The 22903-nt window shown below is 68.4% G+C and carries 21 protein-coding genes and 1 tRNA gene; 6 read left to right on the top strand and 16 right to left on the bottom strand.

Annotated features, from left to right (window positions below; translation table 11 throughout):
- The first annotated feature begins 8 nt into the window (after positions 1 to 8).
- The 4 genes from ACH5AF_RS19925 to ACH5AF_RS19910 all read left to right on the top strand — a co-directional run bounded on the left by ACH5AF_RS19925 (position 9) and on the right by ACH5AF_RS19910 (position 1869).
- Entirely contained in the window at positions 9 to 380 is a 372-nt protein-coding gene (locus ACH5AF_RS19925; RefSeq protein WP_398902944.1) for an ATP-binding protein, read from the top strand.
- A 78-nt stretch (positions 381 to 458) separates the two neighbouring features.
- Complete coding sequence (locus ACH5AF_RS19920) at positions 459 to 1370, top strand: peptidoglycan-binding protein (protein WP_398902943.1); 912 nt, start codon at positions 459 to 461, stop codon at positions 1368 to 1370.
- Between the two features lie 15 nt (positions 1371 to 1385).
- The gene (locus ACH5AF_RS19915; protein ID WP_398903038.1) at positions 1386 to 1619 is read left to right on the top strand and encodes a hypothetical protein; all 234 of its coding nucleotides are present in this window, start codon (positions 1386 to 1388) and stop codon (positions 1617 to 1619) included.
- Positions 1606 to 1869, top strand: coding sequence for a hypothetical protein (locus ACH5AF_RS19910; RefSeq protein WP_307713985.1), 264 nt, complete (start codon positions 1606 to 1608; stop codon positions 1867 to 1869). The genes ACH5AF_RS19915 and ACH5AF_RS19910 overlap by 14 nt, the downstream gene beginning before the upstream one ends.
- A 51-nt stretch (positions 1870 to 1920) precedes the next feature.
- Here the strand turns inward: ACH5AF_RS19910 and ACH5AF_RS19905 are convergent, their stop codons facing one another.
- The 10 genes from ACH5AF_RS19905 to ACH5AF_RS19860 all read right to left on the bottom strand — a co-directional run bounded on the left by ACH5AF_RS19905 (position 1921) and on the right by ACH5AF_RS19860 (position 15319).
- Complete coding sequence (locus ACH5AF_RS19905) at positions 1921 to 5820, bottom strand: DNA-directed RNA polymerase subunit beta' (RefSeq protein WP_398902942.1); 3900 nt, start codon at positions 5818 to 5820, stop codon at positions 1921 to 1923.
- A gap of 126 nt (positions 5821 to 5946) precedes the next feature.
- The gene (rpoB, locus tag ACH5AF_RS19900; protein WP_215183683.1) at positions 5947 to 9432 is read right to left on the bottom strand and encodes a DNA-directed RNA polymerase subunit beta; all 3486 of its coding nucleotides are present in this window, start codon (positions 9430 to 9432) and stop codon (positions 5947 to 5949) included.
- Positions 9433 to 9986: 554 nt separating this feature from the next.
- Entirely contained in the window at positions 9987 to 10370 is a 384-nt protein-coding gene (gene rplL, locus ACH5AF_RS19895) for a 50S ribosomal protein L7/L12 (protein ID WP_398902941.1), read from the bottom strand.
- A gap of 109 nt (positions 10371 to 10479) precedes the next feature.
- Positions 10480 to 11010 (bottom strand): 50S ribosomal protein L10, encoded by a 531-nt coding sequence (gene rplJ / locus ACH5AF_RS19890; protein ID WP_215183685.1) that lies wholly within the window; start codon positions 11008 to 11010, stop codon positions 10480 to 10482.
- Between the two features lie 402 nt (positions 11011 to 11412).
- Positions 11413 to 12354, bottom strand: coding sequence for a hypothetical protein (locus ACH5AF_RS19885; RefSeq protein WP_398902940.1), 942 nt, complete (start codon positions 12352 to 12354; stop codon positions 11413 to 11415).
- A 142-nt stretch (positions 12355 to 12496) separates the two neighbouring features.
- A complete protein-coding gene (gene rplA / locus ACH5AF_RS19880; RefSeq protein ID WP_398902939.1) occupies positions 12497 to 13225 on the bottom strand; it encodes a 50S ribosomal protein L1 in 729 nt (242 codons plus the stop codon).
- Between the two features lie 79 nt (positions 13226 to 13304).
- The gene (rplK, locus tag ACH5AF_RS19875) at positions 13305 to 13739 is read right to left on the bottom strand and encodes a 50S ribosomal protein L11 (protein WP_003956479.1); all 435 of its coding nucleotides are present in this window, start codon (positions 13737 to 13739) and stop codon (positions 13305 to 13307) included.
- Between the two features lie 167 nt (positions 13740 to 13906).
- A complete protein-coding gene (gene nusG, locus ACH5AF_RS19870; protein ID WP_398902938.1) occupies positions 13907 to 14776 on the bottom strand; it encodes a transcription termination/antitermination protein NusG in 870 nt (289 codons plus the stop codon).
- Between the two features lie 75 nt (positions 14777 to 14851).
- On the bottom strand, positions 14852 to 15139 hold the full coding sequence (gene secE, locus ACH5AF_RS19865) for a preprotein translocase subunit SecE (protein ID WP_215183693.1): 288 nt from the start codon (positions 15137 to 15139) through the stop codon (positions 14852 to 14854).
- Between the two features lie 107 nt (positions 15140 to 15246).
- Positions 15247 to 15319, bottom strand: a tRNA-Trp gene (locus ACH5AF_RS19860).
- A 205-nt stretch (positions 15320 to 15524) separates the two neighbouring features.
- Between ACH5AF_RS19860 and ACH5AF_RS19855 the strand changes: the two genes are divergently transcribed.
- Together ACH5AF_RS19855 and ACH5AF_RS19850 are read left to right on the top strand one after the other, a co-directional pair.
- A complete protein-coding gene (locus tag ACH5AF_RS19855) occupies positions 15525 to 16751 on the top strand; it encodes a pyridoxal phosphate-dependent aminotransferase (protein WP_398902937.1) in 1227 nt (408 codons plus the stop codon).
- 119 nt (positions 16752 to 16870) lie between these two features.
- Positions 16871 to 17911, top strand: a complete 1041-nt coding sequence (locus tag ACH5AF_RS19850) for an adenosine deaminase (RefSeq protein ID WP_398902936.1) — start codon at positions 16871 to 16873, stop codon at positions 17909 to 17911.
- A gap of 342 nt (positions 17912 to 18253) precedes the next feature.
- Here the strand turns inward: ACH5AF_RS19850 and ACH5AF_RS19845 are convergent, their stop codons facing one another.
- The 6 genes from ACH5AF_RS19845 to rpmG all read right to left on the bottom strand — a co-directional run bounded on the left by ACH5AF_RS19845 (position 18254) and on the right by rpmG (position 22872).
- Positions 18254 to 19315: a UDP-N-acetylmuramate dehydrogenase gene (locus ACH5AF_RS19845; protein WP_398902935.1), complete on the bottom strand. Its 1062-nt coding sequence runs from the start codon at positions 19313 to 19315 to the stop codon at positions 18254 to 18256.
- A gap of 89 nt (positions 19316 to 19404) precedes the next feature.
- Complete coding sequence (locus ACH5AF_RS19840) at positions 19405 to 20874, bottom strand: MFS transporter (RefSeq protein WP_398902934.1); 1470 nt, start codon at positions 20872 to 20874, stop codon at positions 19405 to 19407.
- A gap of 75 nt (positions 20875 to 20949) precedes the next feature.
- The gene (locus ACH5AF_RS19835) at positions 20950 to 21507 is read right to left on the bottom strand and encodes a TetR/AcrR family transcriptional regulator (protein ID WP_398902933.1); all 558 of its coding nucleotides are present in this window, start codon (positions 21505 to 21507) and stop codon (positions 20950 to 20952) included.
- 150 nt (positions 21508 to 21657) lie between these two features.
- Positions 21658 to 22086 (bottom strand): MaoC family dehydratase, encoded by a 429-nt coding sequence (locus ACH5AF_RS19830; protein ID WP_398902932.1) that lies wholly within the window; start codon positions 22084 to 22086, stop codon positions 21658 to 21660.
- Positions 22086 to 22538: a MaoC family dehydratase N-terminal domain-containing protein gene (locus tag ACH5AF_RS19825; RefSeq protein ID WP_398902931.1), complete on the bottom strand. Its 453-nt coding sequence runs from the start codon at positions 22536 to 22538 to the stop codon at positions 22086 to 22088. The genes ACH5AF_RS19830 and ACH5AF_RS19825 overlap by 1 nt, the downstream gene beginning before the upstream one ends.
- A 169-nt stretch (positions 22539 to 22707) precedes the next feature.
- Entirely contained in the window at positions 22708 to 22872 is a 165-nt protein-coding gene (rpmG, locus tag ACH5AF_RS19820; RefSeq protein ID WP_003956487.1) for a 50S ribosomal protein L33, read from the bottom strand.
- Positions 22873 to 22903 lie beyond the last annotated feature (31 nt).

Raw genomic sequence — 22903 nt, 5'->3', positions numbered from 1 at the left:
AGCACATCGTGATCATCGACCCGGCCCAGCCCTGGGGCGTGGCCATCGACTACGCCGGCCGCGCCGCCGTGAGCGAGAGCGGTCACACGGTCAACATCCGCGTCTACGACAACACCTTCGACGGGGTCCTCCGGCCCGACCCGCTCACCGGCGAGTACCCGCCGGTGTACATCACCGCCCAGATCGAGGAGTACGGCGCGGAGGGCGCAGTCCTGCGCGGCAACGGGCTCGTGATCCTCAACGCCTCGGGCGGAACTCCGGTCGCGCCGGACACCGCCGCCGTCCAGCAGGCCGTGGACGCCGCGCTCGCCGACTTCGAGACCCGGCGCGCCGCGCAGGCCGCCCTGTGCGCGACCTGGGAACCGCCCGCGGCACCGTAGACCCGCATCGCCCCGGCACCACCCGACGCCCGCCCCCGAGCGGGTCTTTTTCATGCCCCGAAAGCCTGGAGGTCACCCATGGCCACTCCCCTCACCGCGGACCGGCTCCTCGCCGCGCTTCGCGCCGAAGGCGTCAAGGTCGTCGAGCACGGCGGCTGGCGCACCCACCACCGCAACCAGGCGGGAGCCTGGGGCCCCGTTGTCGGCGTGATGATCCACCACACCGTCTCCAGCGGCACCGCCTCGTCCGTCGAGCTCTGCTACAACGGCTACGACGGACTGCCGGGCCCGCTCTGCCACGGCGTGATCGCCAAGGACGGCACGGTCCATCTCGTCGCCAACGGACGCGCCAACCACGCGGGAGGCGGGGATCCCTCGGTCCTCCAGGCAGTGATCACCGAGACCTACGGGACCTGCCCGCCCACCCCCCGCGAGCACCAGGGCAGCTCCGGCGCCGTCGACGGCAACTCCCGCTTCTACGGCTTCGAGTGCGTCAACCTCGGCAACGGCACCGACCCCTGGCCGGCGGCCCAGCTCGACGCCATCGAGCGGACCTCCGCCGCGCTCTGCCGGGCCCATGGCTGGGGCGCCAAGTCCGTCATCGGCCACCTGGAGTGGTCCGACTGGAAGAGCGACCCGCGCGGCTTCGCGATGCCGGGCATGCGCGACCGGGTCCAGAAGAGGCTCGCCTCCGCCCCGTCGAAGCAGCCCCCGGCCCCGCCGCAGCCGGCCGCCCCGCGCTACCAGCGCTTCCCCGGCACGGCGTTCTTCAAGAGCAACCCCAGCTCCCCGATCGTCACCGCGATGGGCCGCCGGCTGGTCGCCGAGGGCTGCGGCCGCTACAAGGTCGGCCCGGGCCCCCGCTGGTCCGAGTCCGACCGCCAGTCGTACGCCGCCTGGCAGCGCAAGCTCGGCTTCCGCGGCGCCGACGCCGACGGCTGGCCGGGCGCCATCTCCTGGAACGCGCTCAAAGTCCCCCACACCCTCTGAGGAGCCCCCATGGCCCTGTCCGAGAACACCAAGCGGACCGCCCGCACCGTCGTGCAGACCGCGGTCGGCATCGCCGTCGTGCTTCCCGCGATCGTGGACGCCGCCGGCGTTCCGGCGACCCTCCCCTGGGTCGTCGGAGCGCTCGCCGTCGCCGGCGCGCTCACCCGGGTGATGGCCCTCCCGGCCGTCCAGCGCCTGCTCCCTGGCTGGCTGCGCACCACCCCGGGGGCGGCCGATGACCGAGTCTGATCCGAACGACCCGGTGGCGGTGGCGCTGGAACTGGAACGGCTGCGAGGCACGTTGGAGGCCGGGTTCGCCCGGGTCGACGGCTCACTCGCGCTGCTCGTCCAGCGCAGCGATCAGACCGACAAGCAGCTCGCCGACCACGAGGCCCGGCTCGACGCGCTGGAACGCGCCCGATGGCCGCTGGCCTCGATCGCCGCGCTCACCGCCACCTCCGGGCTCGGCCTCGCCCTGTGGGAGATGGCGAGCCGATGAAAGACCGAAGGGCGGTCACCCGTACGGGTGACCGCCCTTCGTTCGTCCTACTTACTGGTTGTACGGACCGTAGTCGTAGTCCTCCAGCGGAACGGCCTGGCCGGAGCCCGTGCCGAACGGCGAGTAGTCGATGTCGTCGTAGCCGACGGCCGAGTACATCGCGGCCTTGGCCTCCTCGGTCGGCTCGACCCGGATGTTGCGGTAGCGGGACAGGCCCGTACCGGCCGGGATGAGCTTACCGATGATGACGTTCTCCTTGAGGCCGATCAGGGAGTCCGACTTGGCGTTGATCGCCGCGTCGGTCAGGACCCTGGTCGTCTCCTGGAAGGACGCCGCCGACAGCCACGACTCGGTCGCCAGCGAGGCCTTGGTGATACCCATCAGCTGCGGACGGCCGGAGGCGGGGTGACCGCCCTCGGTGACCACACGACGGTTCTCGGTCTCGAACTTCGAGCGCTCGACCAGCTCGCCCGGCAGCAGCTCCGCGTCGCCGGACTCGATGATCGTCACACGGCGCAGCATCTGCCGGATGATGATCTCGATGTGCTTGTCGTGGATCGACACACCCTGCGAGTTGTAGACCTTCTGGACCTCGCCGACCAGGTGGACCTGGACGGCGCGCTGGCCGAGGATGCGCAGCACGTCGTGCGGGTTGGTGGCACCCACGGTGAGCTTCTGGCCCACCTCGACGTGGTCGCCCTCGCCGACCAGCAGACGGGCACGCTTGGAGATCGGGAACGCCGTCTCGTCGCTGCCGTCGTCCGGGGTGACGACGAGCTTCTTGGTCTTCTCGGTCTCCTCGATACGGACGCGGCCGGCCGCCTCCGAGATCGGGGCGACACCCTTGGGGGTACGAGCCTCGAAGAGCTCGACGACACGGGGCAGACCCTGGGTGATGTCGTCACCGGCCACACCACCGGTGTGGAAGGTACGCATCGTCAGCTGCGTGCCGGGCTCACCGATGGACTGGGCGGCGATGATGCCGACCGCCTCACCGATGTCGACCAGCTTGCCGGTCGCGAGCGAACGGCCGTAGCAGTACGCACAGGTGCCGACCGCGGACTCACAGGTCAGGACCGAGCGGGTCTTGACCTCCTCCACACCGGCCGCGACCAGCGCGTCGATGAGCACGTCACCGAGGTCGACGTTGGCAGGCGCGATGACCTTGCCGTCGACGACGACGTCCTCGGCGAGCATCCGGGCGTAGACGGAGGTCTCGACGTCCTCGGTCTTGCGCAGGCTGCCGTCGGCGCCACGCTCCGCGATCTTGAGCTTGAGGCCGCGGTCGGTGCCGCAGTCCTCTTCGCGGATGATGACGTCCTGCGAGACGTCCACCAGACGACGGGTCAGGTAACCCGAGTCGGCGGTACGCAGGGCGGTGTCCGCCAGACCCTTGCGGGCACCGTGCGTGGAGATGAAGTACTCCAGCACGGACAGACCCTCGCGGAACGACGCCTTGATCGGACGCGGGATCGTCTCGTTCTTGGCGTTGGACACCAGACCACGCATACCGGCGATCTGACGCATCTGCATCATGTTTCCACGAGCACCCGAGTTGACCATCATGAAGATGGGGTTGGTCTTCGGGAAGTTCTCGTTCATGGCCTCGGCAACCTCGTTGGTCGCCTTGGTCCAGATCGCGATGAGCTCCTGGGTGCGCTCGTCCTTGGTGATCAGACCGCGCTCGTACTGCTTCTGGACCTTCTCGTCCTGCTCCTCGTAACCCCTGACGATCGCCTTCTTCGCCTCGGGCACGACGACGTCGGAGATGGCCACGGTGACACCGGAACGGGTCGCCCAGTGGAAGCCCGCCGCCTTCAGGTTGTCGAGCGTCGCCGCCACGATGACCTTGGGGTAGCGCTCGGCCAGGTCGTTGACGATCTCGGAGAGCTGCTTCTTGCCCACCGAGTAGTCGACGAACGGGTAGTCCTCGGGAAGCAGCTCGTTGAAGAGCGCACGACCCAGGGTCGTCCGCAGGCGGAAGCTGTCACCCTGCTGCCACTCCGGCTCACCCTCCTCCGCGACCGGGGGAACCCAGCCGCGCGGCGGGATGGTGCCGACCGGGAAGCGGATGTCGACCTTCGCCTGGAGCGAGAGCTCCCGGGCGTCGAAGGCCATGACCGCCTCGGCGGTGGAGTTGAACGCACGGCCCTCGCCGCGCACCTCGCGCTCCTCCTCGTCCGTGGTGAGGAAGAAGAGGCCCAGCACCATGTCCTGGGTCGGCATGGTGACCGGACGGCCGTCGGCCGGCTTGAGGATGTTGTTCGAGGACAGCATCAGGATGCGGGCCTCGGCCTGCGCCTCCGCGGAGAGCGGCAGGTGCACGGCCATCTGGTCACCGTCGAAGTCCGCGTTGAACGCGGTGCAGACGAGCGGGTGGATCTGGATGGCCTTGCCCTCGACCAGCTGCGGCTCGAAGGCCTGGATGCCGAGGCGGTGCAGCGTGGGCGCACGGTTCAGCAGCACCGGGTGCTCGGCGATGACCTCTTCGAGGACGTCGTACACGACGGTGCGGCCGCGCTCGACCATGCGCTTGGCCGACTTGATGTTCTGCGCGTGGTTCAGGTCGACCAGGCGCTTCATCACGAACGGCTTGAAGAGTTCCAGCGCCATGGCCTTGGGCAGACCGCACTGGTGCAGCTTCAGCTGCGGGCCGACGACGATGACGGAACGCGCCGAGTAGTCGACTCGCTTGCCGAGCAGGTTCTGACGGAAGCGGCCCTGCTTGCCCTTGAGCATGTCGGACAGCGACTTCAGCGGACGGTTGCCGGGGCCCGTGACCGGGCGACCACGACGGCCGTTGTCGAAGAGCGCGTCCACGGCCTCCTGGAGCATGCGCTTCTCGTTGTTCACGATGATCTCGGGCGCGCCGAGGTCGAGAAGCCGCTTCAGGCGGTTGTTGCGGTTGATGACACGGCGGTACAGGTCGTTCAGGTCGGAGGTCGCGAAGCGGCCACCGTCCAGCTGCACCATCGGACGCAGGTCCGGCGGGATGACCGGCACGCAGTCGAGCACCATGCCCTTGGGGCTGTTGGACGTCTGCAGGAAGGCGGAGACGACCTTGAGGCGCTTGAGCGCACGGGTCTTCTTCTGGCCCTTGCCGGTGCGGATGATCTCGCGGAGGCGCTCGGCCTCCTCCTCGAGGTCGAAGGACTCCAGGCGCTTCTGCAGCGCCGCGGCACCCATCGAGCCGTCGAAGTACGTGCCGAAGCGGTCGCGCAGCTCGCGGTAGAGCAGCTCGTCGCCCTCGAGGTCCTGGACCTTGAGGTTCTTGAAGCGGTTCCACACCTCGTCGAGACGGTCGATCTCGCGCTGGGCGCGGTCGCGCAGCTGCTTCATCTCGCGCTCGGCGCCCTCGCGCACCTTGCGGCGCACGTCGGCCTTGGCGCCCTCGGCCTCGAGCTCGGCCAGGTCGGTCTCGAGCTTCTTGGCGCGGGCCTCGAGGTCGGCGTCGCGGCGGTTCTCGATCTGCTGGCGCTCGACGGAGACGTGGGCCTCCAGCGACGGCAGGTCGCGCGTGCGGCGCTCCTCGTCCACGAACGTGATCATGTACGCGGCGAAGTAGATGACCTTCTCGAGGTCCTTCGGCGCCAGGTCCAGCAGGTAGCCCAGTCGCGACGGGACGCCCTTGAAGTACCAGATGTGGGTGACGGGAGCGGCAAGCTCGATGTGGCCCATCCGCTCACGGCGCACCTTGGCGCGCGTGACCTCTACGCCACAGCGCTCACAGATGATGCCCTTGAAGCGGACACGCTTGTACTTGCCGCAGTAGCACTCCCAGTCCCGGGTCGGACCGAAGATCTTCTCGCAGAAGAGTCCGTCCTTCTCGGGCTTGAGCGTGCGGTAGTTGATGGTCTCCGGCTTCTTGACCTCGCCGTGGGACCAGGTCCGGATGTCGTCCGCGGTGGCGAGGCCGATCCGCAGCTCGTCGAAGAAGTTGACGTCGAGCACTTTTTCGTCAATCCCTCTTTCGGGGTTGTGCCCTCCGCGTCAGCGGAAAACGGGCTCTGTATCAGTGGTCTGTACGGTCCCGGGGGTCGGTGGGGGGCTCGTTGTGAGAGCCCCCCACCGGGCCCGTCAGACCTCTTCGACGCTGCTCGGCTCGCGCCGGGACAGGTCGATACCGAGCTCCTCCGCAGCGCGGAAGACGTCCTCGTCCGTGTCGCGCATCTCGATGGACATGCCGTCCGAGGACAGCACCTCCACGTTGAGGCAGAGCGACTGCATTTCCTTGATGAGCACCTTGAAGGACTCGGGAATGCCGGGCTCGGGGATGTTCTCGCCCTTGACGATGGCCTCGTAGACCTTCACGCGGCCGGTCACGTCGTCGGACTTGATCGTCAGCAGCTCCTGGAGCGCGTAGGCGGCGCCGTACGCCTCCAGCGCCCACACCTCCATCTCACCGAATCGCTGGCCACCGAACTGGGCCTTACCACCCAGCGGCTGCTGGGTGATCATCGAGTACGGACCGGTCGAACGGGCGTGGAGCTTGTCGTCGACCAGGTGGTGGAGCTTGAGGATGTACATGTACCCGACCGAGATCGGGTCCGGGAACGGCTCGCCGGAGCGGCCGTCGAACAGGCGCGCCTTACCGGTCGGGAGCACCATGCGCTCGCCGTCCCGGTTCGGGATCGTGTGCTGCAGCAGGCCGGCCAGCTCGTCCTCGCGGGCACCGTCGAAGACCGGGGTCGCGACGTTGGTGCCGGGCGCGACGTCGTCGGCGCCGATGGCCTGCAGACGCTGGGCCCACTCCTCGCTCAGGCCGGAGACGTCCCAGCCGCGGCTGGCGAGCCAGCCGAGGTGGATCTCCAGGACCTGTCCCGGGTTCATTCGGGACGGGACACCCAGCGGGTTGAGGATGATGTCGACCGGGGTGCCGTCCTCCAGGAACGGCATGTCCTCGATCGGCAGGATCTTGGAGATGACACCCTTGTTGCCGTGACGGCCGGCGAGCTTGTCACCGTCGGTGATCTTTCGCTTCTGGGCCACGTAGACGCGGACCAGCTGGTTGACGCCCGGGGGAAGCTCGTCGCCCTCCTCGCGATCGAAGACGCGCACGCCGATGACCTTGCCGGTCTCGCCGTGCGGCACCTTCAGCGAGGTGTCGCGCACCTCACGCGCCTTCTCACCGAAGATCGCGCGGAGCAGCCGCTCCTCCGGGGTCAGCTCGGTCTCACCCTTGGGCGTGACCTTGCCGACCAGGATGTCGCCGGCGACGACCTCGGCACCGATACGGATGATGCCGCGCTCGTCGAGGTCGGCGAGGACCTCCTCGGAGACGTTCGGGATGTCCCGGGTGATCTCCTCGGGGCCGAGCTTGGTGTCACGGGCGTCGACCTCGTGCTCCTCGATGTGGATCGAGGAGAGGACGTCGTCCTGCACGAGGCGCTGCGACAGGATGATCGCGTCCTCGTAGTTGTGACCCTCCCACGGCATGAACGCCACGAGCAGGTTCTTGCCGAGCGCCATCTCGCCGTTCTCCGTGGCGGGACCGTCGGCGAGGACCTGGCCCTCGATGACGCGGTCGCCCTCGGAGACGACGACCTTCTGGTTGACCGAGGTGCCCTGGTTGGAGCGGGAGAACTTCGCGACGCGGTACGTGGTGTACGTGCCGTCGTCGTTCGCCACGGTGACGTAGTCGGCCGAGACCTCCTGGATGACACCGTCCTTCTCGGCCTTGATGACGTCGCCGGCGTCGGTGGCACAGCGGTACTCCATGCCGGTGCCGACGAGCGGGGCCTCCGCCTTGATGAGCGGAACGGCCTGGCGCATCATGTTCGCGCCCATGAGGGCACGGTTGGCGTCGTCGTGCTCGAGGAACGGAATCATGGCGGTCGCGACCGACACCATCTGGCGCGGCGAGACGTCCATGTAGTCGACCTCGGTCGGCGGAACGTAGTCGACCTCGCCGCCACGACGGCGGACCAGCACGCGGGCCTCGGTGAAGCGCAGGTCCTCGGAGAGGGTCGCGTTCGCCTGCGCGATGACGAAGCGGTCCTCCTCGTCGGCGGTCAGGTAGTCCACCTCGTCGGTGACCTGGCCGTCGGTGACCTTGCGGTACGGGGTCTCAACGAAGCCGAACGCGTTGACGCGGCCGTAGGAGGCGAGCGAGCCGATCAGACCGATGTTCGGGCCTTCAGGGGTCTCGATCGGGCACATGCGGCCGTAGTGCGACGGGTGCACGTCACGGACCTCGAAGCCGGCCCGCTCACGGGAGAGACCACCCGGACCGAGCGCCGACAGACGGCGCTTGTGGGTGAGACCCGACAGCGGGTTGTTCTGGTCCATGAACTGCGACAGCTGGCTGGTGCCGAAGAACTCCTTGATGGAGGCGACGACCGGCCGGATGTTGATCAGGGTCTGCGGCGTGATCGCCTCGACGTCCTGAGTCGTCATGCGCTCGCGCACGACGCGCTCCATACGAGCCAGACCCGTACGGACCTGGTTCTGGATGAGCTCGCCGACGTTGCGCAGACGACGGTTGCCGAAGTGGTCGATGTCGTCGGTCTCGACGACGATCTGCGTGCCGTTCTCGCCGACCGTCTCGGTCTCGCCGGCGTGCAGCTTGACCAGGTACTTGATGGTGGCGATGACGTCGTCGGTGGTGAGGACACCCGCGTCCAGCGGCTCGTCGGCGCCGAGCTTCTTGTTCACCTTGTAGCGGCCGACCTTGGCGAGGTCGTAGCGCTTGGGGTTGAAGTAGAGGTTCTCGAGCAGCGTCTGAGCGGCCTCACGCGTCGGCGGCTCACCCGGGCGGAGCTTGCGGTAGATGTCGAGCAGCGCGTCGTCCTGGCCCTGGGTGTGGTCCTTCTCCAGGGTGGCGCGCATGGACTCGTACTCGCCGAACTCCTCGAGGATCTGCTCGGTGGTCCACCCGAGCGCCTTGAGCAGGACGGTCACGGACTGCTTGCGCTTGCGGTCGATGCGGACACCGACCATGTCGCGCTTGTCGATCTCCATCTCCAGCCAGGCACCCCGGGACGGGATGATCTTGGCCGTGAAGATGTCCTTGTCGGACGTCTTGTCGATGGAGGAGTCGAAGTAGACACCCGGCGAGCGCACCAGCTGCGACACGACGACACGCTCGGTGCCGTTGATGACGAAGGTGCCCTTGTTGGTCATGAGCGGGAAATCGCCCATGAAGACCGTCTGGGACTTGATCTCGCCGGTCTCGTTGTTGGTGAACTCGGCGGTGACGAAGAGCGGGGCGGCGTACGTGAAGTCGCGCTCCTTGCACTCGTCGATCGAGTTCTTCGGAGGCTCGAAGCGGTGGTCGCGGAAGGTCAGCGACATCGACCCGGAGAAGTCCTCGATCGGCGAGATCTCCTCGAAGATCTCTTCCAGACCGGACTTGGTGGGGACGTCCTGTCCGCTTTCGAGAGCCGCCTCGACACGAGCCTTCCACGCGGCATTGCCGAGCAGCCAGTCAAAGCTCTCGGTCTGCAGCGCGAGGAGGTTCGGAACCTCGAGGGGCTCCTTGATCTTTGCAAAGGAGATGCGCAGCGGGGCAGTGCTGGCGCCGTTGTTCGTATTCGCGGTCGAGGCGTTGCGCGAGGCGGCCAAGAGGGGGTCCTTCCGAGGGCTCGGACTCACTACGCGCGTACCGGTCCCATGCTGTGCACGGAGAGAGAAAGCCTGGTTAAGGGCGGATCTTCAACCGATGCTCAGGTATGGGCATGCCCCTGGTGACGGGCAGGGGGCAGCTAACAGGCAGCGCAAAGGGTCAGTGTAGCCACTTGGCACACTGATGTCCAGTGCGGGTTTTCGAGACCCTCGAGACCCTCGTTTTTCTCATCTCCGCGAACCCCATGCGCCGTGAGGCGCACATCGATACTGCCCGTTCGGTCGTCGATCCATGCCTCGGATACGGATCGTTGTGACGACGCGTCCTGAGAATTGCGCGCTGCGTGCGGTTCGTCAAGGCCCCCTGTCCCTGAGCTGCTGCTCCGGGTGCCGCACAGACCGCCGTGAGGGGGCGCACGGCGAAGATCACCATACTCGCCGGGAGGGGAAGAGCAAGGCAGCCGTCCCGCGCATGCCGAAGGGCGACCACCCAGTTGGGTGATCGCCCTTCAGTGTGCGTGCGTTACACGCGAAGAGTCAGCGACTCTACGAGGTCACTTGACCTCGACGGAGGCGCCGGCGCCCTTGAGGGCCTCAGCGGCCTTCTCAGCGGCGTCCTTGGCGACCTTCTCGAGGACCGGCTTCGGGGTGCCGTCGACGAGGTCCTTGGCCTCCTTCAGACCCAGGGAGGTCAGCTCACGCACGACCTTGATGACCTGGATCTTCTTCTCACCGGCGCCGGTGAGGATGACGTCGAACTCGTCCTGCTCGGCCTCGGCCTCGGCCGGGGCGGCAGCGGCGCCACCGGCGGCAACGGCGACCGGGGCAGCGGCGGTGACGTCGAACTTCGTCTCGAAGGCCTTCACGAACTCGGAGAGCTCGATGAGGGTCATCTCCTCGAACTGCGCAAGCAGGTCGTCCTGGGACAGCTTCGCCATGATGGCGTCCTTCCACTCATTCGGCGGGTGCCGTGTGTACATGTGAGGCGGGCGTACGTTCGGCCCGCTGCGACCGTCGCCTCAGGCGGCGGTCAATGCGCGAGCCGAATTACTCGGCACCGCCCTGCTCGGCCTGCTTGGCACGAAGCGCCTCCGCGGTGCGGACGAACTTCGAGGGAAGCGCCTGGAAGAGCGCGGCAGCCTGGGACTGCTTGCCCTTCATGGCACCCGCCAGCTTGGCGAGCAGAACCTCGCGGGACTCGAGGTCCGCAAGCTTCTTGATCTCATCGGCGGACAGCGCCTTGCCATCAAGGACACCGCCCTTGATGATCAGGTTCGGGTTGTCCTTGGCGAAGTCACGAAGACCCTTCGCCGACTCCACCGGGTCACCGGTGATGAAGGCAACCGCCGTCGGACCGGTGAACTGGTCGTCGAGCGAGTTGATCCCGGCCTCGTTGGCCGCAATCTTGGTCAGCGTGTTCTTCACCACGGCGTACTGGGCGTTCTCACCGAGCGAACGGCGCAGCTGCTTGAGCTGAGCCACGGTGAGACCCCGGTACTCGGTCAGCACGGCGGCGTTCGAGCTGCGGAACTGCTCCGCGAGCTCGGCTACCGCGGCAGCCTTGTCGGGCCTTGCCATGAGCATCGGCCTCCTTCCGGGTGATGAGGACCGCTCAGAAGGGGCTGAACAAAACGAAACGCCCCGGCGCAGGCGCACGGGGCGTAGCTCGACCGGAACGGAATCCGACCCGGGAGCTTTCCACAGTCACCTGCGCAGGACGTCCGCTGCTGAGCGGATCCTTCGGCCACCGGACCCTCGGAAGGAGAGCACGGCAACGACCAGCGGTCTTTGGCTTCTGTGGAAGAGTACGGGAACGGCTCGCGGTCAGGCAAATCGGGTCATCGTCGGCCGGGAGCCCGCCCGAACGGACGGGCCCGCAAGGCCGGTGCCGCGAGGCGTGCCCGGCGGCAGGTCGGACACGCGGCGCTGCCCCGCCGCAAGGCCAGGTGCCGCGAGGCGTGCCCGGCGCGACGTGACCGGCTAGGACGCGGCGGCGTCCGTCCCTTCGGCGTCGCCGGCTCCCGCGTCCTCTCCGAGGCCCTTGAGCATCTCCATCAGGTCCACGGTCTCGCTCGCCGGCGGTGCCTGGACGGACGCCTTGGCGCCGTAGTCCGAGTAGTCGGCGACCATCTTGACGGCACCCTGCGGGGTGTCCATGCCGACATCCATGCGTGCCGGGTAGCCGTCCTCGTTGACCCAGACCTCGATGTCGTAGCTCTCGATGCCGGACTTCTCGACCCCGGCGAGGAGATCCTTGCGCTCCTTGTCGGAGAGCACGTCCAGGGCCTTGTTGGCGTCCATCATCTCGGCCACGGTGAGCGAGCCCTTGTAGTGCTGGGTCGCGACCCCGTCGATCTTCTCGGCGCCGACGTGCTTCAGGTTCGGCGAGTCCAGCAGGATGGCGAGCTGCTGGGCCGGGTCCTGGTTCATGTTCTCCAGGCCGCCGGTCATCTGCTTCTGGAGGGCCTTGTCGCCGGACATCTCCGCGATGGCACCGAGGTCCATCTTCATCCAGCGCTTGCCGTCCATCTCCGCCGCCCGCTCGGCACCCACGTCCATGTACATGACGTTGTCGAGCCAGACCATGCGCATCTGCTCAGGAGAGTCGGGAGCGCTCTGGAACGCCTCGCCCTTCATCGTCATGTCCATCATCGTGGGGTCCCACCCCATGACCCCGGTCATCTCCATGTCGCCGCCGCCCTCGGCTCCGGCGGGCATCGACAAGGTCATCTGGACCTTGGCCGATTTGGCCTCGGCGGTCTTCTTGTAAGTGGCGGTGAGCACCTTCGTGACATCCGAGCGGGACGGCGACTTCGGCGCGTCCCCCGCCTTCGGCTCCCCGCCCTGACAGCCGGCCGCACCCACGAGTACGGCAACCGCCGTCACCGAAACGCCCACGCGCCTGATTGTGGACATGGTCATTCCCCACCCCTGTTGTCGTTCTGCGATCTCTGGAACCGTAACGCACAGCGCCGACAGGCCACCCACGAAAAAACCGGCCCCCGGGGCTCCGAAGAGCGCCGGGGGCCGGATTCAGACGCGAGACCCGCGACTGCCGTCAGACTCAGACGGCGGCCGGGTCCTCCTCGACGAGGAGGTTGCGGGTGCGGTTCGAGTCCAGCGGGATGCCGGGGCCCATCGTGGTGGTCAGGGTCGCCTTCTTGATGTAGCGGCCCTTCGCGGCGGACGGCTTCAGACGGAGGATCTCCTCCAGAGCCGCGGCGTAGTTCTCGACCAGCTTCGTCTCGTCGAAGGAGATCTTGCCGATGATGAAGTGCAGGTTCGAGTGCTTGTCGACGCGGAACTCGATCTTGCCGCCCTTGATCTCGTTGACGGCCTTGGCGACGTCCATCGTGACGGTGCCGGTCTTCGGGTTCGGCATCAGACCACGCGGACCGAGCACGCGGCCGAGGCGGCCGACCTTGCCCATGAGGTCCGGGGTGGCGACAACGGCGTCGAACTCGTTCAGGCGCTGGCCCTTGGAGATCTCGTCGATGAGCTCGTCGGAGCCGACGATGTCGGCGCCCGCGGCACGCGCGGCCTCGGCACGGTCACCGGTCGCGAAGACCAGGACCCGGGCGGTCTTACCGGTGCCGTGCGGAAGGTTCACGGTGCCACGGACCATCTGGTCGGCCTTGCGCGGGTCAACGCCCAGACGGAAGGCGACCTCGACAGTGCCGTCGAACTTGGTGGCGGCGGTGTCCTTGGCGAGACGGACGGCCTCGAGCGGGGCGTAGTTGCGCTCCCGGTCGATCTTGGCGTCCGCAGCGCGGAGAGTCTTGCTGCGCTTCACTTCTGCTCCTGATGTGTTGAGCGTGGAGTCGTGGTGCGGGCCAGCGCTTGGCCCTACCACTGAGGTCAGACGGGGACTGTCAGCCCTCGACCGTGATGCCCATGGAACGGGCGGTACCGGCGATGATCTTCTCGGCGGCGTCCAGGTCGTTGGCGTTCAGGTCGGGCATCTTGGTGGTGGCGATGTCACGGACCTGGTCGCGCGTCAGCTTGGCGACCTTGGTCTTGTGCGGCTCGCCGGAGCCCTTGTCCACACCCGCGGCCTTGAGGATCAGCTTGGCGGCCGGCGGAGTCTTGGTGACGAAGGTGAAGGAACGGTCCTCGTAGACCGTGATCTCCACCGGCACGACCATGCCACGCTGCGACTCGGTCGCGGCGTTGTAGGCCTTGCAGAACTCCATGATGTTGACGCCGTGCTGGCCCAGGGCGGGGCCGACCGGCGGAGCCGGGTTGGCCGCACCGGCCTGGATCTGGAGCTTGATAAGCCCCGTGACCTTCTTCTTCTTGGGAGGCATTGCTCTCTCCGGGTCCTAGTGAGAGTTTTCAGCACCCCAACCGATCATCCGGATGGAGGCATACCGCACAACGATAACGGGTATCTATGCGCGGCCAAAAACCGAGCAGGTCAGACAGCCTGCGAGAGGCGGTCTGACCTGTTCGGAAGCGGTGAGTCCGAAAAACGTCAGTTCTTCTGGATCTGGTCGAAGCTGAGCTCGACCGGCGTCTCGCGGCCGAAGATCTCGACAAGGCCCTTGACCTTCTTCGAGTCGGCGTTGATCTCGTTGATCGTGGCCTGCAGCGTGGCGAACGGGCCGTCGGTGACGGTGACCGAGTCGCCGACCTCGAAGTCCAGCACCTGGACCTCGACCTTGCGGGCCGGAGCGGGCTTGCCCTCGGCCTCGGCGGCCTCGCGGGCGGCCTTCTCCTCGGCCTCCGGGGCGAGCATCTTGACGATCTCGTCCAGGGTCAGCGGGTACGGGTCGTAGGCGTTGCCCACGAAGCCGGTGACGCCGGGGGTGTTGCGGACGACGCCCCAGGACTCGTTCGTCAGGTCCATGCGGACGAGCACATAGCCGGGCAGCTTGTTCTGCCGGACGTTCTTGCGCTCGCCGTTCTTGATCTGGACGATCTCTTCCTCGGGGACCTCGGCCTGGTAGATGAAGTCCTCGACGTTCAGCGAGACGGCGCGCTGCTCCAGGTTGGCCTTCACGCGCTTCTCGTAGCCCGCGTAGGTGTGGATGACGTACCACTCGCCGGGCAGGCCGCGCAGCTCGTCGCGCAGAGCGGCGACCGGGTCCGCGGGAGCCTCGGGCTCGGCCTCTTCGGCGTCCTCGGTCTCTTCGTCGGTCGCGACCTCGTCCGCAGCCTCGGCGTCGGTCTCGTCCTCCGTGTGCAGCGCGGCTTCCTCGGCCGGCTCGCCGGCGGTGTCGTCGGCAGCTTCGGCCTCGTCCGGGTCCACACCGTCTGCCGCCTCGACGATGTCGAGCTCGTCCTCGGCGGACTCGAAGCTCTCGCCGGACGTGGCGGAGTCGTTCAGGTTCGGGTCAGACACGGTGGCTGCTTCTTCCTGGATACAGATGGGGTGGAACAATGCGAAAGGGGCGCCGAGTCCGGCGCCCTCCGCGGATCAGCCGAAGACGTACTTGACTGCTTCCTGGAAGCCATAGTCAATCACGGTCACGAGGCCGATCATGATGACGACGAAGACGATCACCACGGTGGTGTAGGTCGTCAGCTGATTGCGCGTCGGCCAGACGACCTTGCGCAGCTCAGCGATGATCTGGCGATAGAAAAGCCCGAGACGGCCCAGCGGGCCCTTCTTGCCGCGCTTTCCGCCCTTACGGGACTTCTTCTTCGACTCCGGCGACTCGTCCTCGGCATCAGGCATGTCGATGGAGCCCACGGCGTCCGTCACGATCTCTCACCTGATTCCGGGTCGTGGCCGTGCCGCGCCCGGTGGAGCCGCACGGCGGTGCATAGAAGTACGTACATGCGCACACAGCCTGGCGAAGGTGTGTGTAGCAGGGCCGGAGGGACTTGAACCCCCAACCGCTGGTTTTGGAGACCAGTGCTCTACCAATTGAGCTACGACCCTTTGTGGTTCCCCCAACCTACCGCATCCGGCCGGGTGCACTAAGTGCCCGGTGCGGACGTGGCTGGTGAAGGCCAACGACGAGTGAGTGTACGTGTTCCCAGGCCCGTCGTCGAACACAATGCCCTCGGGTCCACTTCTGACCACTGTTGTCCGCTCCGCGAAACCTGTGTGCCGCCTCCGTACGCCGTCTGCGAGCATGGGCGCCATGAGCGCTGCAACCCCTCCCACCGAGCGCCGGGTCTCCGCCCGCATCGGCGCGATCTCCGAGTCCGCGACCCTCGCCGTCGACGCCAAGGCCAAGGCCCTCAAGGCCGCCGGGCGTCCGGTGATCGGCTTCGGCGCGGGTGAGCCCGACTTCCCGACGCCCGACTACATCGTCGAGGCCGCCGTCGAGGCCTGCCGCAACCCGAAGTACCACCGCTACACGCCGGCCGGCGGTCTGCCCGAGCTGAAGAAGGCCATCGCCGCCAAGACGCTGCGCGACTCCGGCTATGAGGTCGACCCCGCCGAGATCCTGGTGACCAACGGCGGCAAGCAGGCCATCTACGAGGCCTTCGCCGCGATCCTGGACCCGGGTGACGAGGTCATCGTCCCGGCGCCGTACTGGACGACGTACCCCGAGTCCATCCGCCTCGCGGGCGGCGTCCCGGTCGAGGTCGTCGCCGACGAGACCACCGGCTACCGCGTCTCGGTCGAGCAGCTGGAGGCCGCGCGTACGGAGCGGACCAAGGTCGTCCTCTTCGTCTCGCCGTCCAACCCGACCGGGGCCGTCTACAGCGAGGCCGACGCCCGCGCGATCGGCGAGTGGGCCGCCGAGCACGGCCTGTGGGTACTGACCGACGAGATCTACGAGCACCTGGTCTACGGCGACGCGACGTTCACCTCGCTCCCCCAGCTCGTGCCGGCGCTCCGCGAGAAGTGCATCGTCGTCAACGGTGTCGCCAAGACGTACGCCATGACCGGCTGGCGCGTCGGGTGGATCATCGGCCCGAAGGACGTCGTCAAGGCCGCGACCAATCTGCAGTCGCACGCCACGTCGAACGTCTCCAACGTGGCTCAGGTGGCCGCCCTCGCCGCCGTCTCCGGTGACCTGGACGCCGTCGCGGAGATGCGCAAGGCCTTCGACCGCCGCCGCCAGACCATCGTGAAGATGCTCAACGAGATCGACGGCGTGCTCTGTCCGACCCCGGAGGGCGCGTTCTACGCGTACCCGTCGATCAAGGGGCTGCTGGGCAAGGAGATCCGCGGGCGGCGTCCGCAGACCTCGGTGGAGCTCGCCGCTCTGATCCTCGACGAGGTCGAGGTCGCGGTCGTCCCGGGCGAGGCCTTCGGCACACCCGGCTACCTGCGTCTTTCGTACGCCCTCGGCGACGAGGACCTGGTCGAGGGCGTGTCCCGGATCCAGAAGCTGCTGGCCGAGGCCCGCGACTGACCCGGCCCCGCGCGGTACGGGCCCCCGGCTTCGGCCGCGGGCCCGTTTCTGTGTTCGGGCAAGAACCCGATCGGGGAAAAGGGCTGCCCAGGACCGGTTTCGTGCGGCAGGATCCCCGAATGGAGCACGTACGAGACGTCAGCCTGCTGCCCAAAGCCCATCTGCACCTGCACTTCACCGGGTCGATGCGGCACGCCACCCTCCTCGAACTCGCCGACAAGTACGGCGTGCACCTGCCCGAGGCGCTGACCGGCGGCGAGCCGCCCAAACTGCGCGCCACGGACGAGCGGGGCTGGTTCCGCTTCCAGCGGCTGTACGACATGGCCCGCTCCTGCCTGCGTGAGCCGGAGGACATCCGGCGGCTGGTGCGCGAGGCGGCCGAGGAGGACATCAGGGACGGCTCCGGCTGGCTGGAGATCCAGGTCGACCCGACGTCGTACGCGCCCCGGCTGGGGGGCCTGATCCCGGCGCTGGAGATCATCCTCGATGCGGTGGACAGCGCGTCGCGGGAGACCGGTCTGGGGATGCGCGTCCTGGTCGCGGCGAACCGGATGAAGCACCCGCTGGACGCCCGCACCCTCGCACGGCTCGCCGTTCGCTACGCGGACCGGGGCATCGTCGGGTTCGGGCTGTCCAACGACGAGCGCCGGGGCATGGCGCGGGACTTCGACCGCGCCTTCGCCATCGCCCGCGAGGGCGGCCTGCTGGCGGCCCCGCACGGCGGTGAGCTGACGGGTCCCGCCTCGGTACGGGACTGCCTCGACGATCTCCACGCCACCCGCATCGGCCACGGCGTGCGCGCGGCGGAGGACCCGCGGCTGCTGCGCAAGCTGGCCGAGCGCCGAGTGACCTGCGAGGTATGCCCGGCGTCGAACGTGGCGCTGGGCGTGTACGAGAAGCCGGAGGACGTACCGCTGCGGACGCTGTACGACGCCGGGGTCCCCATGGCGCTGGGTGCGGACGACCCGCTGCTGTTCGGCTCGCGGCTGGCGGACCAGTACGAGCTTGCGCGCCGCCATCACGGCTTCACGGACGCGGAGCTCGCGGAGCTGGCCCGCCAGTCCGTGCGCGGCTCGGCGGCGCCGGAGGAGGTCAAGGAGAAGCTGCTCGCCGGGATCGACGACTGGCTGGCCGGCCCCGGGGGGCTGAAGTCGCGGTAGGACGGGTACGCCTGGCAGCCGACGTCGACCTCGGTGGGCCGCCAGGTCCGTTTCGGTTCGAGGTCCAGATGCCCCCAAGAGGGTCGCGCCACGCGCCCCTTGCCGGCCCGAAGCCCCGCCGCGTACGAGGGGACGTGGAGGCGTACGCGAGGGCATCACGGCTGCCGAAGAGGAACAGGGTGTCCGCGTGAACGGCCGGGAGCAGCCGGCTGGGACCGGCCGTCGTGGCCGGGTAGAGGTCCCCGTCACGGCGCGAACGGGATCGGGGGCACACCCCCCACGCCGGAGGCCGTGGGGGGGAAGGCGTCGCGGCCAGGCGACACTTCGCGGGACACGGCCTGGCTAGAGGCTCACGCCGACCGTCACGGGCTCGTTGACGAGGGTCACACCGAAGGCGTCCCGCACCCCGGCCACCACTTCGCGGGCCAGCGCCAGCAGGTCCTCGGTGGTGGCCTCGCCCCGGTTGGTGAGCGCGAGGGCGTGCTTGGTGGAGATCCGCGCCGGGCCGGAGCCGTAGCCCTTGGTGAAGCCCGCCCGGTCGATCAGCCAGGCGGCGGAGGTCTTGGTGCGGCCGTCGCCCACCGGGTAGGCGGGCGGGGCGACGCCGTCGCCGAGCCGGTCGCGTACGCGGCCGAGGAAGGTCTCGTACTCGGCCGCCGTGAGGATCGGGTTGGTGAAGAACGAGCCCGCCGACCAGGTGTCGTGGTCCTCCGGGTCCAGCACCATGCCCTTGCCGGCGCGCAGCCGCAGCACGGTCTCACGGGCGTGCGCCGCGGGGACCCGGTCACCGACCTCGACGCCGAGGGCCTTGGCGGTCTCGGCGTACCTGACGGGGGCGGACAGGCCGGCCGCGTCCTCCAGCGCGAACCGTACGCGCAGCACCACGTAGCGCTCCGGGTGCTGCTTGAAGCGGCTGTGCCGGTAGGAGAAGGCGCACTCGTCGTTGGCGAGCGTCACGGTCTGCCCGGTGGTGCGGTCGTAGGCGACGACCTCGGTGATCGTGCCGGACACCTCCTGGCCGTACGCGCCGACGTTCTGGATCGGGGTGGCGCCCGCCGATCCGGGGATTCCGGCGAGGCACTCGATCCCGGCGAGACCCGCTTCGACGGTGCGGGCGACCGCGTCGGTCCAGACCTCGCCCGCGGCCAGCTCCAGCCGCGTCCCGTCGAGCGCGAAGCCTCGGGTGGCGATGCGCAGGGCGGTGCCGTCGAAGCCCTTGTCGCCGATGACCAGATTGCTGCCGCCGCCGATGATCAGCAGCGGGGTGCCGCTGTCGTCGGCCTCGCGGACGGCGGCGATCACCTCGTCGTCGGTGGTGGCCACCACCAGGCGGGTCGCGGGACCGCCGAGCCGGAAGGTGGTCAGGGGGGCGAGGGGGGCGTCATGAAGTTCCTGCACGGGCACAAGGGTACGGTCCGTGGCCGCGGCGCTCGGGCGGGGCCACGGACCGGGGGCGTGCGGGACGGGGTCGTAGCAGGCGGGGCGGGGCGCGGTCAGACGACGATCCGCTCCGGCTCGGCGACCGCGGCGCTCTTGGCCGGAGGCTCACTCTCCGGGGAGTCGCTTCCTGGTGAGTCGGGCGTCGTCCGACCGCGCGGGATCATCAGCGCGACGAGGGCGGCCACGGCCACCACCGCAGCGCCGATCCAGAGCGCGGGAACGGTGCCGTCGGTGAACGCTTGGGCCGACTCATAGCCTCCTCGGGCCGCGAAGACCGCGCCGAGCACGGCGATGCCGAGGGCGCCGCCGACCTCGCGCAGCGCGTTGTTGGCACCTGAGGCAATGCCCTGTTCGGCGGGCCGGACGCTGGACATCACGACGCTGGCGGCCGGGGCGAAGTACAGGGCCATGCCGACGCCGCCGAGGACCAGTGCCGGCAACTGCGCCACGTACGAGACCCCGGGCTCGACGACCAGGGCGAACAGCCCGAGGCCCACGGCCTGCAGTGCGAGGCCGGCGGCGACGACGGGGCGGCCGCCGATCCGGTCGGACAGGTAGCCCGCGACGGGTGCGACGAGCAGCGGCATCCCCGTCCAGGGCAGCATCCGCAGGCCCGCCTCGGTGGGCGAGTAGCCCACGACGCTCTGCAGGAACTGGCTGAGGAGGAAGATCGACCCGAACATGCCCAGGAACATCAGCAGACTCGCGATGTTGATCCCGAAGAAGGCACGGTTGCGGAACAGCCGCATCGGGAGCATGGGCTTGGCGGCCGCATGACCGTGCCACACGAAGGAGACCAGCAGCACGGTGCCGGCTATCAGGCCGAACAGGACGCGGGTACTGGTCCAGCCGTGGGCGTTGCCGTTGACGAGGCCGTAGACGATGCCGAAGAGGCCGCCGCTGACCAGCAGCGTGCCGGGGACGTCCAGGCGGGCGTCGGGGGCGTACGACTCGGCGAGCCGCAGACGGGCGAGGGGCAGCAGGGCCAGGCCGATCGGCACGTTCAGCCAGAAGATCCACTGCCAGGCGATGTGTTCGGTGAGGCCGCCGCCGATGAGCGGACCGCTGGCGACGGCGAGGCCAGTGACGGCGCCGAAGATCCCGAGTGCCGCGCCTCTGCGGGCGGCCGGTACGGCGGCGGTCAGGATGGTCAGCGTGAGCGGCATCATGATCGCGGCCCCGACGCCCTGGACCGCGCGGGCGGCGACGAGGGCATCGATGCCCGGGGCGAGTGCGGCGGCGGCGGACGCGCCGGTGAAGATCGTCAGGCCCGCGAGGAACATCCTGCGCCGGCCGAAGCGGTCGCCGAGGGCGGCGCCCAGCATCAGCAGGACGGCGAAGGTGAGCGTGTAGGCGTTCACCGTCCATTCCAGGTCTTCGAGCGCGCCGCCCAGGTCCTCCCGGATGGAGGGGAGGGCGGTGGTGACGACGAGGTTGTCCAGGGCCGCCATGAAGCCGGCGACGCTGGTGATCACGAGGGCCCAGGCGGCACTGCCGCGGGATACGGACGGATTCTGGTTCACTGCTCCCCCATAGGGTTAGTTATCGATGACTAACTTTCACGGGCAGAGAAGAGCGCTGATCGCGCTTGGTGCGGATCACTCCCCGGCAGGGCGTGCGATGTGGAAACCCGACCAGATGCGGTGATCGGCGGGAAAGCCCATGGACACCAGAACGTTGATCAGCATCCCGTAGGCCATGAACGTGGTCGTCTCCTTCACGTCCGCACCGAGGTGCAGGTGAACCGCGTCCCACAGCTCCAGCCACCCGGCCCGCACCTGCTCACCGAACGCGTGGTCACCGGCGGCCTCGGCCGCCGCCACCGCGACGTGCGTCTGCATCTGCATCAGCAGCTTGTCGGGGTCGTCGGCGATCAGATGCCGATAGGCACCCGCCATCGCGTCCAGGGCCTCCTCCCCCGCGAGCCCCTCGGCGGCCTCGTCGAAGACACGGCGGGTGTCGGCGAGGCACCGCGCGGACGCCGCGAGGAAGATCGCCTGCTTGTTCGGGAAGAGACGGAACAGATAGGGCTGGGACACACCGACCCGCTTGGCGATGACCTCGGTCGACGTCCCCTGGTAACCGGAGCGGGCGAACTCGGTGATCGCCGCCTGCACGACGCTCTCGCGCCGCTCCTCCGCACTCATCCTGACCATGAAAGCTAAGTTAGTGACCAATTACTAATCGGGTCAACCCGGAGGCACGTACCACCGGAGGCACATACAAAAGGGGCGCTCCCAGGAGGGGCGCCCCTGCCGTAAGGGGCGCCCTCCACGGAGAAGCGCCCCTTACCTCTGTTGTGCCGCTCAGGCGAGCTGGACCACCGCGCGGGACATGCCGAGCACCTTCTGCCCACCGCTCGTGGCCGTCAGGTCGACCCGCACCCGCTTGTCGTCCAGGAGCGCCGCGACCTTGCCGCTGACCTCGATGACCGCACCCTCGTCGTCGTTCGGCACGACGACCGGCTTGGTGAAGCGCACTCCGTACTCCACCACCGCGCCCGGATCGCCCAGCCAGTCCGTCACCACACGGGCCGCCTCGGCCATCGTGAACATGCCGTGCGCGATCACGTCCGGCAGCCCGACCTCGACGGCGAACTTCTCGTTCCAGTGGATCGGGTTGAAGTCGCCGGAGGCACCCGCGTACTGCACGAGCGTGGCACGGGTCACGGGGAAGCTCTGCGCCGGCAACTCCGTGCCGACCTCGACGTCCGCGTAAGCGATCTTCGCTGCCATCACGCCTCCTCGGCGGCGCGCGCCACCAGCTTGGTCCAGGCGGTCACGACGTGCTCGCCCGTCTCGTCGTACACCTCGCCGCGGATGTCGAGAACGTCGTTGCCCGCGAGGGACTTGATCGACTCGATGGTCGAGGTGACCGTCAGCCGGTCCCCCGCCCGCACGGGGCGCCGGTAGGCGAACTTCTGGTCGCCGTGCACCACTCGGCTGTAGTCCAGTCCGAGCTGCGGGTCCTGCACGACGTCGCCGGCCGCCTTGAACGTGATGGCGAACACGAAGGTCGGCGGGGCGATCACATCGGCGTGCCCGAGCGCGGCGGCCGCCTCCCGGTCGGTGTACACGGGGTTCGCGTCACCCACCGCCTCGGCGAACTCACGGATCTTCTCCCGGCCCACCTCGTACGGCGCGGTGGGCGGATAGGTCCGCCCGACAAAGGACTGGTCGAGCGCCATGGACTGGCTCCCTCCTACTTCGATCCCACTACTGGTGATCCCACTACTACGTGACCGCCGCGTGATCCCGCTGAGCTGCTGCGTGATCCCACTGCCGGAGTGCCGACGTGACGGCGACAAACGACACGAGGCCGCCCCCAGCGGGGACGGCCTCGTGTACGAGCCTGATTCAGCGCGTTTCGCGGTGCGCCGTGTGCGAGTTGCAGCGCGGGCAGTGCTTCTTCATCTCAAGACGGTCCGGGTTGTTGCGCCGGTTCTTCTTGGTGATGTAGTTCCGCTCCTTGCACTCCACGCAGGCCAGCGTGATCTTCGGGCGGACGTCGGTGGCAGCCACGTGAGTGCTCCTTGACGGACGGATGGACGGA

Source organism: Streptomyces sp. NPDC018833, from assembly GCF_044390825.1.
Classification (GTDB): Bacteria; Actinomycetota; Actinomycetes; order Streptomycetales; family Streptomycetaceae; genus Streptomyces.
Note: the sequence above shows the minus strand (reverse complement) of the source record. Positions and strands in the feature narration are given on the sequence as shown.